12 protein-coding genes are annotated in these 13,609 nt (G+C 71.3%); 7 read left to right on the top strand and 5 right to left on the bottom strand.

Annotated elements, in window-relative coordinates; genetic code table 11:
• Positions 1-88 precede the first annotated feature (88 nt).
• The 4 genes from ABZ840_RS04265 (at position 89) to ABZ840_RS04250 (ending at position 6,125) form a co-directional block, all read left to right on the top strand.
• Positions 89-1,297 carry a bifunctional glycosyltransferase family 2/GtrA family protein gene (locus ABZ840_RS04265; protein WP_361553902.1) on the top strand — a complete coding sequence of 403 codons (1,209 nt, stop codon included), beginning with the start codon at positions 89-91 and terminating at the stop codon, positions 1,295-1,297.
• Complete coding sequence (locus ABZ840_RS04260; protein WP_361553031.1) at positions 1,294-3,543, top strand: glycosyltransferase family 39 protein; 2,250 nt, start codon at positions 1,294-1,296, stop codon at positions 3,541-3,543. The genes ABZ840_RS04265 and ABZ840_RS04260 overlap by 4 nt, the downstream gene beginning before the upstream one ends.
• A 137-nt stretch (positions 3,544-3,680) precedes the next feature.
• On the top strand, positions 3,681-5,297 hold the full coding sequence (locus tag ABZ840_RS04255) for an MFS transporter (protein ID WP_361553028.1): 1,617 nt from the start codon (positions 3,681-3,683) through the stop codon (positions 5,295-5,297).
• A 54-nt stretch (positions 5,298-5,351) separates the two neighbouring features.
• Positions 5,352-6,125, top strand: coding sequence for a TetR/AcrR family transcriptional regulator (locus tag ABZ840_RS04250; RefSeq protein ID WP_361553025.1), 774 nt, complete (start codon positions 5,352-5,354; stop codon positions 6,123-6,125).
• A 183-nt stretch (positions 6,126-6,308) separates the two neighbouring features.
• On the opposite strand, the gene ABZ840_RS04245 is transcribed toward ABZ840_RS04250, so the two are convergent.
• From ABZ840_RS04245 to ABZ840_RS04235, 3 genes are all read right to left on the bottom strand, one after another.
• Entirely contained in the window at positions 6,309-7,145 is an 837-nt protein-coding gene (locus tag ABZ840_RS04245; RefSeq protein WP_361553022.1) for a YceI family protein, read from the bottom strand.
• A gap of 200 nt (positions 7,146-7,345) precedes the next feature.
• Positions 7,346-9,961 carry an MFS transporter gene (locus ABZ840_RS04240; RefSeq protein WP_361553019.1) on the bottom strand — a complete coding sequence of 872 codons (2,616 nt, stop codon included), beginning with the start codon at positions 9,959-9,961 and terminating at the stop codon, positions 7,346-7,348.
• Between the two features lie 11 nt (positions 9,962-9,972).
• Positions 9,973-10,446, bottom strand: coding sequence for a MarR family transcriptional regulator (locus tag ABZ840_RS04235; RefSeq protein WP_361553016.1), 474 nt, complete (start codon positions 10,444-10,446; stop codon positions 9,973-9,975).
• A gap of 335 nt (positions 10,447-10,781) precedes the next feature.
• Between ABZ840_RS04235 and ABZ840_RS04230 the strand changes: the two genes are divergently transcribed.
• Positions 10,782-10,994, top strand: coding sequence for a hypothetical protein (locus tag ABZ840_RS04230; RefSeq protein WP_361553013.1), 213 nt, complete (start codon positions 10,782-10,784; stop codon positions 10,992-10,994).
• 158 nt (positions 10,995-11,152) lie between these two features.
• Here ABZ840_RS04230 and ABZ840_RS04225 read toward each other — a convergent pair whose 3' ends face one another.
• On the bottom strand, positions 11,153-11,377 hold the full coding sequence (locus ABZ840_RS04225; RefSeq protein ID WP_361553010.1) for a DUF397 domain-containing protein: 225 nt from the start codon (positions 11,375-11,377) through the stop codon (positions 11,153-11,155).
• A gap of 848 nt (positions 11,378-12,225) precedes the next feature.
• Between ABZ840_RS04225 and ABZ840_RS04220 the strand changes: the two genes are divergently transcribed.
• Entirely contained in the window at positions 12,226-12,489 is a 264-nt protein-coding gene (locus tag ABZ840_RS04220) for a GntR family transcriptional regulator (protein WP_361553007.1), read from the top strand.
• Positions 12,490-12,517: 28 nt separating this feature from the next.
• Positions 12,518-12,790 carry a winged helix-turn-helix domain-containing protein gene (locus tag ABZ840_RS04215; RefSeq protein ID WP_361553004.1) on the top strand — a complete coding sequence of 91 codons (273 nt, stop codon included), beginning with the start codon at positions 12,518-12,520 and terminating at the stop codon, positions 12,788-12,790.
• Between the two features lie 50 nt (positions 12,791-12,840).
• Here the strand turns inward: ABZ840_RS04215 and ABZ840_RS04210 are convergent, their stop codons facing one another.
• On the bottom strand, positions 12,841-13,602 hold the full coding sequence (locus tag ABZ840_RS04210; protein ID WP_361553001.1) for a hypothetical protein: 762 nt from the start codon (positions 13,600-13,602) through the stop codon (positions 12,841-12,843).
• Positions 13,603-13,609 lie beyond the last annotated feature (7 nt).

Here is a 13,609-nt window from a genome sequence, read left to right as displayed (position 1 = left end):
GGCTCACGCGCCGGAACCCGCACCGGCCCCCGTCCCGCTGGGCTCCTTGCCGCCGCGCGAGCACCTGCGGCCGGGCCGGACCACGACCGTGCTGGACGTGGTGATCCCGGTCTACAACGAGGAGACCGACCTCGAACCGTGTGTGCGGCGGCTCCACGAGTACCTGACCCACACGTTCCCGTACGGCTTCCGGATCACCATCGCGGACAACGCGAGCACCGACGCCACGCCCGAGGTCGCGGCCCGGCTGGACGACGAGCTCGCCGAGGTCACCGCGGTACGGCTGGAGCAGAAGGGCCGCGGCCGGGCACTGCGTACCGTCTGGTCGATGTCCCGGGCGCCCGTCCTGGCGTACATGGACGTGGACCTGTCCACCGACCTGAACGCGCTGCTGCCGCTGGTGGCGCCGCTGATCTCCGGCCACTCCGACCTGGCGATCGGCTCCCGGCTGGCGCGCAGCTCGCGCGTGGTCCGCGGCCCCAAGCGGGAGTTCATCTCGCGCAGCTACAACGTGATCCTGCGCGGCTCGCTGGCCGCCCGGTTCAGCGACGCGCAGTGCGGGTTCAAGGCGATCCGCGGCGACGTGGCCCAGCGGCTGCTGCCGATGATCGAGGACACCGGCTGGTTCTTCGACACCGAGATGCTGGTCCTCGCCGAGCGGGCCGGGCTGCGGATCCACGAGGTGCCGGTGGACTGGGTCGACGACCCCGACAGCACCGTCCACATCGTCAGGACCGCCACCGACGACCTCAAGGGGGTCTGGCGCGTGGGGCGGGCGCTGGCCACCGGCGCGCTGCCGCTGGACCGGCTGGCCCGGCCCTTCGGCGACGACCCGCGCGACCGGCAACTGGCCGGCGTACCGGGCGGACTCGCCCGCCAGCTCGTCGGCTTCTGCGTCGTCGGCGCGCTCAGCACGGTCGCCTACCTGCTGCTGTACTCGCTCTTCCGGCTCGGCATCGGGCCGCAGGCCGCCAACGCGCTGGCCCAGCTGCTCTGCGCGCTGGGCAACACCGCCGCCAACCGGCGCCTCACCTTCGGGGTGCGGGGCCGGGACCGCGCGGTCCGCCATCAGGCCCAGGGCCTGGTCGTCTTCGCCATCGGCCTCGCGCTGACCAGCGGTTCGCTGGCGGCCCTGAACGCGGCGGCGGTCGACGCCTCGCACGGCACCGAACTGGCCGTACTGATCGCCGCGAACCTCGCCGCGACCGTGCTCCGCTTCCTCCTCTTCCGCGCCTGGGTCTTCCCGGGCACCACCCCCGCCCAGCAGGGCACCAGTGATTCCAGGAGCTCCCGATGACCGCGCCTCCCCTGTACGAGGCTCCGCGGGCGGACACCCCGCCCGAGCCGCGTACCCCGACGAGCCCCGGCGATCCGCGCCGGGTCCGCCCCGGGCTGCTGCTCCTGCTGGCGGTCACCGCCGCGCTCTACCTGTGGGACCTGGGCGCCTCCGGGTACGCCAACTCCTTCTACTCGGCGGCGGTCCAGGCCGGCAGCGAGAGCTGGAAGGCGTTCTTCTTCGGCTCCTCGGACGCCGCGAACTCCATCACCGTCGACAAGCCGCCGGCCGCGCTGTGGCCGATGGGGCTGTCGGTGAAGCTCTTCGGGCTCGGCGCCTGGCAGATCCTGGTGCCCGAGGCGCTGATGGGCGTCGCGTCGGTCGGCGTGCTGTACGCGGCCGTGCGCCGGCGCTTCGGCGCGGGCGCCGGGCTGCTCGCGGGCGCCGTGCTGGCGGTCACCCCGGTCGCCGCGCTGATGTTCCGCTTCAACAACCCCGACGCGCTGCTCTGCCTGCTCATGGTCTGCGCGATCGCCTGTGTGCTGCGCGCCCTGGAGGACGCCCGCACCAAGTGGCTGGTGCTGGCCGGGGTCTGCTTCGGCTTCGCCTTCCTGGTCAAGACGCTCCAGGCGTGGCTGATCCTGCCGCCGCTGGCGCTGGTCTATCTGCTCTGCGCGCCCACCACGGTCCGCAGGCGCATCGGGCAGACGCTGCTCGCCGGGCTCGCGCTGATCGCCTCGGCCGGCTGGTGGGTGGCGATCGTCGAACTGTGGCCGGCGTCCTCGCGCCCGTACATCGGCGGCTCGCAGAACAACAGCTTCCTGGAGCTGACCCTCGGCTACAACGGCCTGGGCCGGATCAACGGCAATGAGACCGGCAGCGTCGGCGGCGGTGGCGGCCGGGGCGGCGGCGGTGGCGGCTGGGGCGAGACCGGCATCGACCGGCTCTTCTCCTCCGACATGGGCGGCCAGATCTCCTGGCTGCTGCCCGCGGCCTTCATCCTGCTGATCGCCGGACTGGTCGTGCTGAGGAAGGCGCGGCGCGCGAAGGACGCGACGGAGGCGGTGGCCGCGACGGACGCGGTGGCCGCGACGGACGCGGTGGCTGCGACGGACACGCTCGCCGTGCGGCAGCGCAACGCGTTCCGGGTCTGGGGCGGCGCGCTGCTGATGACCTTCGTGACTTTCAGCTTCATGTCCGGGATCTTCCACCAGTACTACAACATCGCCCTGGCCCCCTACATCGCGGCGCTGGTGGGCATGGGCGCCGCGGTGCTGTGGCAGCGCCGGCAGCACGTCGCCGCCACGTCGGTGCTCGCGCTGACGGTCGCGGTCACGGCGGTCTGGTCGTACGTCCTGCTCGACCGGTCGTCGAGCTGGCTGCCGTGGCTGCGCTGGACCGTCCTGGCCGGCGGGCTGTTCGCGGCGGTCGCGCTGGCGGTCCTCGGCCGCGGGCAGGACGGGGCCGGCCGGCGGCTGGCGATCGGCGCCGCGGGGCTGGGCCTCGCGACATCGCTGGCCGGGCCGGTGGCGTACACGCTGAACACGGTGACGACCCCGCACACCGGCTCGATCATCACGGCGGGACCGTCGGTCTCGGGCGGCATGGGCGGCCCGGGCGGCATGGGCCGTCCCGGCGGTATGGGCGGCGGCAAGGGCGGCCCGCCCGGAATGCCGGGCGGCCGGAACGGCCAGCAGGGGCAGGCCAACCAGCAGGGCCAGGGTCAGAACGGCCGGCAGGGCGGTCCCGGCGGGATGGGCGGGCCGCCGGGCATGAACGGCAACCAGGGCAACCAGAAGGGCAACGGCTCCCAGAAGGGCAACGCCGCCCGCAACGGCTTCCCCGGCTTCGGCGGCGCGGGCGGCGGCGAGCGCAACGGCATGCGCGGAGGCGGCGGCATGGGCGGCCTGCTCAACGGCGCGCAGGTCAGCGCCGAGGTGAAGGCCAAGCTGCTCGCGGATGCCGACAAGTACACCTGGGCCGCCGCGTCCATCGGCTCGCAGAACGCGGCGAGCTACCAGCTCGCGACCGAGAAGCCCGTCATGGCCATCGGCGGCTTCAACGGCAGCGACCCGTCCCCGACGCTCGCGCAGTTCCAGCAGTACGTGAAGGAAGGGAAGATCCACTACTTCCTGGGCGGCGGCATGGGCGGCCCCGGCGGTAACTCCGGGACCTCCTCGAAGATCACCTCGTGGGTCGCGAAGAACTACGAGAAGGTCACCGTCGGCAGCACGACGCTCTACGACCTGACCAGCCCGAAGAATTAGCGCCGGGGGAGGGGCCCGGCCCGGCCGCCGGGGCACGGGCCTGGTCCCGGCCCCGGCGGCCGAAAATCAAATGTACGGCGTATAAGGCATCCCTGTACGGTGTAAGTCATCCGCTCACATCCGTACAGGGAGCCTGCATGTCCCCCGTGGCCTCCGCTGCCGCAACCGCCGAGAGCCCACCGCGCCATCCCACGCGCTGGATCATCCTCGGCGTCATCTGCCTCGCGCAGCTCACCGTCCTCCTGGACAACACCATCCTCAATGTCGCCGTCCCCTCCTTGAACAAGGAGCTGGGCGCGTCCACCGCCGACATCCAGTGGATGATCAACGCCTATTCGCTGGTCCAGTCCGGCCTGCTGCTCACGGCCGGCAACGCCGCCGACCGCTACGGCCGCAAGAAGATGCTGGCCGGCGGCCTGGTGCTGTTCGGCATAGGCTCGCTCGTCGCGGGCTTCGCGCAGTCCGCCGGGCAACTGATCGCCGCCCGCGCCGGCATGGGCATCGGCGGCGCGCTGCTGATGACCACCACCCTCGCCGTCGTCGTCCAGATCTTCGACAACGAGGAGCGCCCCAAGGCGATCGGCATCTGGGGAGCGGTCAACTCCCTCGGCTTCGCCGCCGGTCCGCTCATCGGCGGCACGCTGCTGAACCACTTCTGGTGGGGCTCGATCTTCCTGATCAACCTGCCGGTCGCGGTGCTCGGCCTGATCGCCGTGCTGAAGCTGGTGCCGGAGTCCAAGAACCCCTCCGGCGACCGTCCCGACCTGCCGGGCGCCCTGCTGTCCATGATCGGCATGGTGGCCGTGGTCTTCGCGATCATCTCCGGCCCCGACCACGGCTGGCTCTCCGCCCGCGTACTGGGCTCCGCCGTCGTCGGCCTCGTCGCGCTCGCCGTCTTCGCCCGCTGGGAGCTGCACACCCCGCACCCCATGCTGGACATGCACTTCTTCCGCGACCGCAAGTTCGTCGGCGCCGTCGCGGGCGGCATCCTCGTCGCGTTCGGCATGGGCGGCTCGATGTTCCTGCTCACCCAGCACCTGCAGATGGTGCTCGGCTACGCGCCGCTGGAGGCCGGGCTGCGCACCGCGCCGCTCGCCCTGACCGCCGTCGTCCTGAGCTTCTCCGGCATCGCCGGAAAGCTGATGATCAAGATGGGCACGCCGCGCACCATCACCGTCGGCATGACGCTGCTCGCCGCGGGCCTCGCGGCGATCTCGCTGCTGGGTGCCGACTCCTACTCCGGCATGCTCGCCGGGCTGATCGTCATGGGTGTCGGTGTCGCGCTCTCGATGCCGGCCATGGCCAACGCCATCATGTCCGCGATCCCGCCCGCCAAGGCGGGCGTCGGCGCCGGCGTCAACGGCACGCTCATGGAGTGCGGCCAGGGCCTGGGCGTCGCCGTCCTCGGCGCGGTGCTCAACTCCCGCTTCGCCGCGCTGATCCCGGCGGCCGCCGCCGGGGCCGGCTCGCTGCCCGCCGCGCTCGCGGCGGCCCGTACGGACGCCGACTGCGCCGCCGTCCGCGACGCCTTCGCGGCCGGCATCCAGACCAGCCAACTGGTCGGTGCCGCCGCGGTGTTCGCGGGCGGTGTGGTCGCCGGCGTGCTGCTCGGCCGTGCCGAGCGCGCCGAACGGGCCGCCGCGGCGCAGCGCGGGGCACCGGACGCCACAGCCGTCCCGGTGGCCGGGGAGACCGCGGCACCGGCTCCGGAGGCCGGCGGACAGGCGGGGCGCTCCCGTGCCGAAGCGGAATAGCATCGAGGCGGCAGGACCGCGTACGACCAGTTCAGCGATGAGGGAGGGCGCGCCATGGCAGCGACGGGCAGCCGCGCCGGCAAGCCGCGGAAAAGTGTCTGGCTGACCGAACGTCCCCCGCTGAAGCGGAAGGCGGACCAGCCGGCCGGGCTGGACCTGGACAAGATCGTGGCGACGACCGTCCGGCTGCTGGACGCGGACGGGCTGGCGGCGTTCTCGATGCGCCGCCTGGCCGCCGCGCTCGGCGTCACGGCGATGTCGGTCTACTGGTACGTCGACACCAAGGACGACCTGCTGGAGCTGGCCATCGACGCGGTGGCCGGCGAGATCGAGCTGCCGGACGAGGACGACCCGGACAAGGACTGGCGGGACCACCTGCGGCACCTCGCCGCCGAGTACCGCAAGGTGCTGGTCACCCACCGCTGGGCGCCGCGGCTGCTGGGGGAGTACCTCAACGTGGGCCCGCACGCGATCGCGTTCTCCAACGCGACGCTGCGGGTCATGCGGGACAGCGGGCTGACCCCGGAGCAGGTCTCCGGCGGGCTCGGCTCGATCTTCCAGTTCGTCTACGGCTTCAGCACGGTCGAGGGGCTGCACGAGCAGCGCTCCCGGGAGACCGGCAAGTCGCTGGACGAGCAGTTCGACGAGGTCGTCGGGGCGGTGCAGGACCGCCCGGAGTTCGCCGAGACGATGGAGATGTCCGCCCGGTCCCTGGAGCTCCGGCAGGGCATCGGCGTCCGGGAGATGCGCGAGCGCGACTTCGCCTTCGCGCTGGACGTGCAGATCGCCGGCCTCGAGGCGATGCGCGACCGGGGCCGCATGCCCTGACCCGAACGGGTGCACAAAGGCGCCGGCCCCCTGCACGGAGCGCCGGCATACAGAAGGGCGGCGGCTGTCCACGAAGGGACAGCCGCCGCCCGTTCTTCTTCTCTTGTGGTCACCCGGTTCTCTTACGGGTACCCGGCCGACCGTCGGGAGTGATCGGCCGACCGGAGCGCTGCGTACAGCCGCTCAGCCCGCCATCGGCAGCGAGTCCCCCTGGACCGCCTGGATGTCCAGCTCCACCCGGAGGGTGGTGCCGATGGCGGCGATGCCTGCCGCGACGACCTGGTTGTAGTTCATCTTGAAGTCCTCGCGGCGCAGCTCGGCGGTGGCGCTGAACGCCGCCCGCGTACCGCCCCACGGGTCCGGGCCCGTGCCCAGGTACGAGAGGTTCAGGTCCACCGGCCGCGAGACGCCGTGCAGCGAGAGGTCGCCGTGCACGGTCCAGCGGTCCGGCCCGGCCGCCTCGAGACCCGTGGACCGGTAGGTCAGCTCCGGGTAGGTCTCCACGTCCAGGAAGTCGGCGTTGCGCAGGTGGCCGTCGCGCATGCCGTTGCCGGTGTCGATCGACGCGGCCTTGATGACCGCCTCGACGCGCGACTTCTCCAGGTCCTCCGAGATGTCGATGCGGCCCGCGAACTCGGTGAACCGGCCGCGCACGCTGGAGATCCCCAGGTGCTGCGCGGACGCCGCCACGGACGAGTGCATCGGGTCGATCGTCCACGGTCCGGGCGGGGGCAGCTCGGCGCCGCCCTGGCGGGCCAGCGTCAGGTTGCCGACGTCCATCCGGCCGCTCGCCGTCACGATCGAGGTCGAGGCGACCGGCGTGTAGCCCACGGCCGTCACGATCACCGTGTACGGGCCGGGCTGCAGCGGCGTCGCGTCGCGCACGACGCCGTCCTCGTCGGCCGTTGCCCGCAGGACCTGCGTGCCCGTCATGTCCGTGACGGTCAGCACCGCGTGCTTGACCGCCCAGCCGTCGCGTGTCCGGACCTGTGCCCGAACGCCCGCGCCTGTCGAACTCATACCCACTCCCGATGTCGTGCTTGGTACATGTGGGCCCCGGCCGGCGGCGAGCAGGCCGTCCCCTGCCTTTGATGCCCGCCGCCGCCGGGGCCCTGTGGTCCGGCCCGGGGCGCGTCTCCGCTCAACGCGCGCCCCCGACCGGGGCTGTGCTCACGGGGCGAGATGCCCCGGCCCCCGTTGGCTCTATCGCCGTGGCGGTGTCAGTCGCCCGGGTGGGCGAGTTCGACGTCGTAGCCGTCGGCCCCGCTCGCGTCCACCGACAGCGCGTTGGCCACCGGCGGGTATCCGCTGGCGATCACCGTGTAGTCGCCGGTGTCCAGGTCGGTGAAGGCGTACGCGCCGTCCTCACCGGTCGTGGAGGTGGCGACCACGTTGCCGGCCGCGTCGACCAGCGTGACCCGCGCGTCCGGCAGCGGACGGCGGTCCGCGCCGGCCCGGACGATGCCCTGGACACGGGCGCCGGACTGCAGCGCGATCTCCAGGCGGGTGATGCCCTGGCCGCTGACCTCGACCGGCTGTGCCGTCGGCCGGAAGTCGGTGGCGTTCACCGCGACGGTGTACGTACCGGCGGCCAGCTCGTCGAAGGCGAAGGAGCCCTCGGTGCCGGTCTTGCCGGTCGCCAGCACCTCACCGCGGATGTCCGTGACCACGACCATCGCGCCGTCCACCGGCTCGCCGGTGACCACGCTGCGGACCAGGCCGCGCAGGCCGCTGGTGCCGCTGAGCAGGATGTCGTAGCCGATCGGCTGGTCACCCACGACGACCGTGGACGCCTGCGGCTGGTGGCCGTCGGCGGCCGCGATCAGGACGTACGAGCCGGCGCCGGGGGCGTTCAGCACGTACGAGCCGTTGGCCTGGGCCACCGAGCGGCCCAGCTGGCGGCCGCTGAGGGAGATCAGCGTGACCGCGGAGCGCGCCACCGGCTGGCCGTCGGCGTTCCGGACGAAGCCGGTGATGGCCGGGCCCTCCGGGGTGCCGGGGTCGCCGGCGGAGGCGTACGCCGCCAGGCGCTGCCCCTGCGCGGCCGCGGCCGTCTGGGGCTGGGCCCAGGACGGGGCGTGCTCGTCCGGGGCGACGGACGGGGCGCCGACCAGGGCCGGCTCCAGCGCCTCGGTCGAGGCGGCGGAAGCGGCGGCCGGGGCCGCGGCGGCGGCCGACGCGGCGGCAGCGGCGTCCGTGGTGGCGCCGGACGCGGTGGCGTCCGAGCCGTCGTCGGAGGACTGGGCCAGTCCACCCTTGGTCTTCAAGGCGACCTCCTTGATGAAAAGCGTCAGAAGGAAGGCGAGCAGCGCGCAGGGGGCGGCGATCAGGAAGATGTCGGCGACAGCGTGCCCGTAGGCACTCTCCATGACCGTCCGGAGGGGCGCCGGGAGGGCGTCCAGGTCCGGGATGCCCCCGCCGCCGGCACCGGACTGAGCCGCCTTGGCGGCAGCCGGTCCGAGGTCGGCCAGGCCGTCCTTGACGTAGTGCGTGACTCGGGTTGCCAGCACCGCGCCGAGCGCCGAGACACCGACCGCACCGCCGAGGGAGCGGAAGAAGGTGACGACGGACGAGGCGGAGCCGAGGTCCTGGGGGTCGACCTGGTTCTGCGTGCAGAGGACCAGGTTCTGCATCATCATGCCGATGCCGAGACCCATCAGGGCCATGAAGATCGCGACGTGCCAGTACTCGGTGTCGTAGCGGATCGTGCCCAGCAGGCCGAGACCCGCGGTCACGAGCACACCACCGGAGACCAGCCAGGCCTTCCACTTGCCGGTCTTGGTGATGACCTGGCCCGACACGGTCGAGGAGATGAACAGACCCGCGATCATCGGGATGGTCATCACGCCGGACATCGTCGGCGACTTGCCGCGCGCCAGCTGGAAGTACTGGCTGAAGAACACGGTGCCGGAGAACATCGCGATACCGACGAACAGCGAGGCCAGCGAGGCAAGCGTGATCGTCTTGTTGCGGAACAGCCGCAGCGGGATGATCGGCTCGGCCGCCTTGGTCTCGACCAGGACGAAGATCAGCGCGAGCACGACGGCACCGCCGACCATGGCACCGGTCTGCCAGGACATCCAGTCGTACTTGTCGCCGGCCAGGGTGACCCACACCAGCAGCAGGCAGACCGCCGCGCTGATGAAGAAGGCACCCGCCCAGTCGACCTTGACGCCCTCGCGCTTGACCACGGGGAGCTTCAGGGTCTTCTGGAGCACGATCAGCGCGATCACCGCGAAGGGCACGCCGACGTAGAAGCACCAGCGCCAGCCGAGCCACGAGGTGTCGGTGATGACGCCGCCGAGCAGCGGACCACCCACGGTGGCCACCGCGAAAACAGCACCGAGGTAACCGCTGTACCGTCCCCGCTCACGCGGGGAGATCATCGCGGCCATCACGATCTGGGCCAGGGCGGAGAGACCGCCCACGCCTATGCCCTGCACGACACGGCAGGCGATCAGCATGCCGCTGTTCTGCGAGAGACCGGCGACGACGGAGCCGCCGACGTAGATGACCAGCGAGAGCTGCACCAACAGCTTCTTGCTGAACAGGTCGGAGAGCTTGCCCCACAGCGGGGTCGTCGCGGTCATCGCCAGCAGCGAGGCCGTCACGACCCAGGTGTAGGCACTCTGCCCGCCGTCCAGATCATGAATGATCTGCGGGAGCGCGTTCGACACGATGGTCGAAGAAAGAATGGCGACGAACATACCGAGCAGCAGCCCGGACAGCGCCTCCATGATCTGACGGTGCGTCATGGGGGCTCCGGCGGAGGCGGCACTGCCGCCTCCGTGCTTGGCGTGGCCGCCCCGCACACCGGCTGGTGTGGTTGTAGCCATGTAATTCCTTCTCATCCTGCTGGTGTACGGGTGGTGTGGTCGTGTCCCGCCCGGGTGCGGCAGTCGCCGAAACTCTCGTGCAACTTCGCGAGCAGCTCGTTCAGCCGGCCGACGTCGTCGTCGGACCAGTCGTCGAGGTACCGGGCGAGGGAGTCTGTGTAGCGGACGGCCAGCTCGTCGAGGAGCTCCCGTCCGCGGGGTGTCAGTCGAAGCAGCCTGGACCGCTTGTCCAGGGGGTCGGGCTCCCGCTCGATCCAGCCGCGCTCAGCGATGTGGGCGACATGCCGGCTGGTCACGGACATGTCGATCATCAACAGCTCGGCCAGCTTGCTCATCCGCATCTCGCCGTACCGGTCGAGGATGGTGAGCACGCCTACCGAGGCGGGCGGGCAGTCGTGGGGCAGGATGCGCCCGAGTTCGCGTTTCACAGCGCCGATGGCGGTGAGTTGCCTGGCCAGCTCCTGGTACTGACCCTGCGCTGCCATGGGCACCTCCACACATCTTTTGTTGCTTGAGGCAACCATAGAACCATTTGGTTGCCACAGGCAAACGAATCCTGGGTTCACGAGGTAAAGGAAACCAAAAAGGTGTACCGTGCACGAGTCAAGGGTGCGGCTATGGTGCACAAAGCCGCAGGTCAGAAGGGTGTGGTGTGCTGTCCACCGGGGCACAAGGGCCACCTTCGCGCCCCCTGACCGCTTCGCACCCCTCTGCCCGACTCCCCACCGACGTCACCCACCGATGCCCGCCGCCCCACGGGATGGCCCCACCCGTGCCCGGGGGTGTCCCCCTACCCACCGGTTCGCTAGGGTCTCGGCCTATGGCGAACAACCCGCAGACGCCCGGCGGCAACCACGACCCGGCCGGCAGCACGCAGATGTTCCGCGCCTTCGTCGACGAAGGCGCCCCCCGGTCCCCCCGCGCCGCCGCGGCCACCCAGCAGACCTCCTCGGGCCCCCGCGCGGGCATCATCATCGGCGTGGTCGTCGCCATCGTGATCGTCGCCGCGGCGGCGTGGCTGGCCCTGGCCTGACGACTCGTCCCCACGAGGGGCCGCGCCCCACGAGCGGCCGCGCCCCTCACCCCGTCCCCCCTCCCCGCTCCCTTACGACTTCAGGGCTTCTCCCGGCCAACCGCCGCCAGTCGGCATCAACATCACCGGGAGAAGCCCTTACTCATGTACGGGCCTGCTCAGTCGAACTCGCCGTCCCGCACCCCGCCACAGAACGCGGTCCACTCCTCCGCCGTGAACCGCAGGTCCCCGCGCTCCGGATGCCGCGAGTCCCGCATGGCCACCGCACCACCGCCGAGCTCCGCGACCTCCACACAGGCGTACTCGGCCCAGCTCTTACTGCTCTTCCGCCACCGCGCGTCCGTCACATCCGTCGCGTACAGCTCATCCTTCGCGGCACTCACCGAACTCGCTCCTCTCGTGGCCCCCCTTCCTTGCCCTCACCCTCCCCCGCCCCACCGGGCCGCGCACCACGACAGGGTCCGTTCAGCAGCCCCTTCGCCCGTTGCGGCGACTGCGGAGGTCAAGGCTGCCGCTGGGCCCGGCTATTGCGGCGGCCGGACCATCCGCCCACCCCGGCTCTCGGCAACCCGCAACGCATCCCGCAACGCCTCAACCAGCCCGTACGCCATGCACCGCAGTTCATTCGGTCGCGCCCGCCGCGCAAGCACCTCCCCGGCCCGCTCGACCAACCGAGCCCCCATGGCCATCTGCACGGCCTCCATCTCATCGGCCAGCCGCGCGACATACCCACTCCCGTCCGCATCGGTCGACAGATAACACCGCCGCCCATCACCCCGGTCCCAGGGCAGCAGCCGAAGCTGTTCCGGCCCGCTCACGAGGCGAACACCGAGATCCGAGCGTCGTACGCGAAGAGCCGAACGGCCCGCTCCCGAGCCTGCCGCTCACAGACCACGAGGTACGGCCGCACGAGCCGGACCGCGTCCCCGTCGATCAACTCGTCGGGCCGCCGGGGTGGTTGCGAAGGCATGGGCGGGGGAGGGGGGCTGGGACTGACCGTCGTAACGGGCCGGAAGAACAGTTCTCCCAGCCACACCACGGCCCGGACGATACGGTGACACATGTCGGCGCTCCTCTTCAGGGTTGGCGTTGACCACACCCCGGGGCTGTTGCCGCAGCCGCCGGGGCTCTCTGTTGCGTCAGCGTAGGGCTGCTATAGGCACCTGTCTATAGCTATCTACACCGGGGAGCGTCTATGACGACCTAGTTACTGTTCCGTACAGTCCTGTTCGTGATGGAGTTCGATCCGACGCAGCCCAAGTGGGTACAGATCGCCGACGTGATCCGCAGCCGGATCGCGAGCGGGGAGTACCCGCCCGCCCACCTGATCTCCGAGGTCCGGATGGAGCAGGAGTTCGGCGTCGCCCGCGTGACCGTACGCAAGGTCACCGCTGCCCTTCGGGCTGAGGGCCTCATCGTCACGACGCCCGGCATGGGCTCGTTCGTCTCGAAGCAGCTCCCGGAAGACTTCACAGGCGACCCGCAGGACGCGTGAAGGCCGCCGCAGCCGCAGATGACGACGGGTGCATCGGCAGCAGGTCGCCGACGCGATCCGCCGGCGCATCACAGACGGCACCTACACCCTCGGCGCGCGCGTCCCCTCCGTACTGAACCTCTCGGCGGAGTTCGGCATCGTCACCTCGACCTCCCAGAAGGTGCACCGCGGCCTACGCGCCGAAGGCTTGATCCACACCCATCCCGGCGCGGGCTCCTTCGTCTCTCAGCGGCTCCCGGAAGACCTCACAGGCAAGCCGACAGACGCAGGCCCTGGCAGCCCTTTCGCGCGGAGGGCCTGATCGTCACGACACCCGCCATGGGCTCCTTCGTCGCGTAGGCGGACCCCGCGTCACTTCCAGTCCGCGTCCACGTTCTTCGTGTCGATGTGCATGCCGAGGGGCACGCGCCAGGCGTCTACGCAGATCTTCCAGGTGTGTTTTTCTGTCGCGCCGGCTGGGAGGGGGGCCGGTAGGGGGCGGGTGGATTTTCGGGTGGCCCAGTCGATGCCGAGGCCGCCGATGATGTGGGTGTGGAAGGTGAGGGTGCCTTCGCGTACCGGTTGGCCGCCGGTGTTGTGGAGATTGAGGGTGACCTTTTCGCACCAGCGGGTGTCGGTGTCGGCCAGGTCGGGGGTCGAGAGCTCTAGGAGGGCGGGGGAGCCGGTGTCCGGGGCGGAGGGGGTGGGCTCGTCGTCGCCAGGACGGCCGCTCGGGGAGTCGTCGTTGTCCGCCGGTGTGCCTGTGTCGTCGCCCCCGGTGCTGCCGCCCTCGGTGCCCTTGCTGGCGGTGGGGGGATTTTGAGGGCCTGACGGGGCGCCCGACTCGTTGGACCCGGCGCGTCCGTCGGGCGCCGTGGGGCCCTTCGTCGGGGGCTTGTTGGTCCCGTCAGGACGTGACGCGTCGGGGTGCGGGGAGTCGGCGTCCCTCGGGCCGTCCAGGGGTGTCAGGGTGACGTCGTCCGTGGGGGGCACGGGTTTGGAAGGGGAGTGGGTGGTGTCTGCCGCGCCCGTGGCGATGTAGCCCTCGTCGTCGCTGCCTCCGGGGATGGTCAGTAGGGCAGCGCCCAGTAGCAGTACGACACCTGTGGTCGCGCCAGCTGTCCTCCGTCGCATTGCGACA

The sequence above is a fragment of the Streptomyces sp. NPDC047117 genome, assembly GCF_040643545.1.
Lineage (GTDB): Bacteria > Actinomycetota > Actinomycetes > Streptomycetales > Streptomycetaceae > Streptomyces.
This window is presented reverse-complemented; position numbering and strand designations above follow the sequence as displayed.

Excerpts from the sequence above, each read along its gene's own strand:
- ABZ840_RS04260 (WP_361553031.1), top strand. The coding sequence starts at position 1,294 with ATGACCGCGCCTCCCCTGTACGAGGCTCCGCGGGCGGACACCCCGCCC.
- ABZ840_RS04255 (WP_361553028.1), top strand. The coding sequence starts at position 3,681 with ATGTCCCCCGTGGCCTCCGCTGCCGCAACCGCCGAGAGCCCACCGCGC.
- ABZ840_RS04250 (WP_361553025.1), top strand. The coding sequence starts at position 5,352 with ATGGCAGCGACGGGCAGCCGCGCCGGCAAGCCGCGGAAAAGTGTCTGG.
- ABZ840_RS04245 (WP_361553022.1), bottom strand. The coding sequence starts at position 7,145 with ATGAGTTCGACAGGCGCGGGCGTTCGGGCACAGGTCCGGACACGCGAC.
- ABZ840_RS04240 (WP_361553019.1), bottom strand. The coding sequence starts at position 9,961 with ATGGCTACAACCACACCAGCCGGTGTGCGGGGCGGCCACGCCAAGCAC.
- ABZ840_RS04235 (WP_361553016.1), bottom strand. The coding sequence starts at position 10,446 with ATGGCAGCGCAGGGTCAGTACCAGGAGCTGGCCAGGCAACTCACCGCC.
- ABZ840_RS04230 (WP_361553013.1), top strand. The coding sequence starts at position 10,782 with ATGGCGAACAACCCGCAGACGCCCGGCGGCAACCACGACCCGGCCGGC.
- ABZ840_RS04210 (WP_361553001.1), bottom strand. The coding sequence starts at position 13,602 with ATGCGACGGAGGACAGCTGGCGCGACCACAGGTGTCGTACTGCTACTG.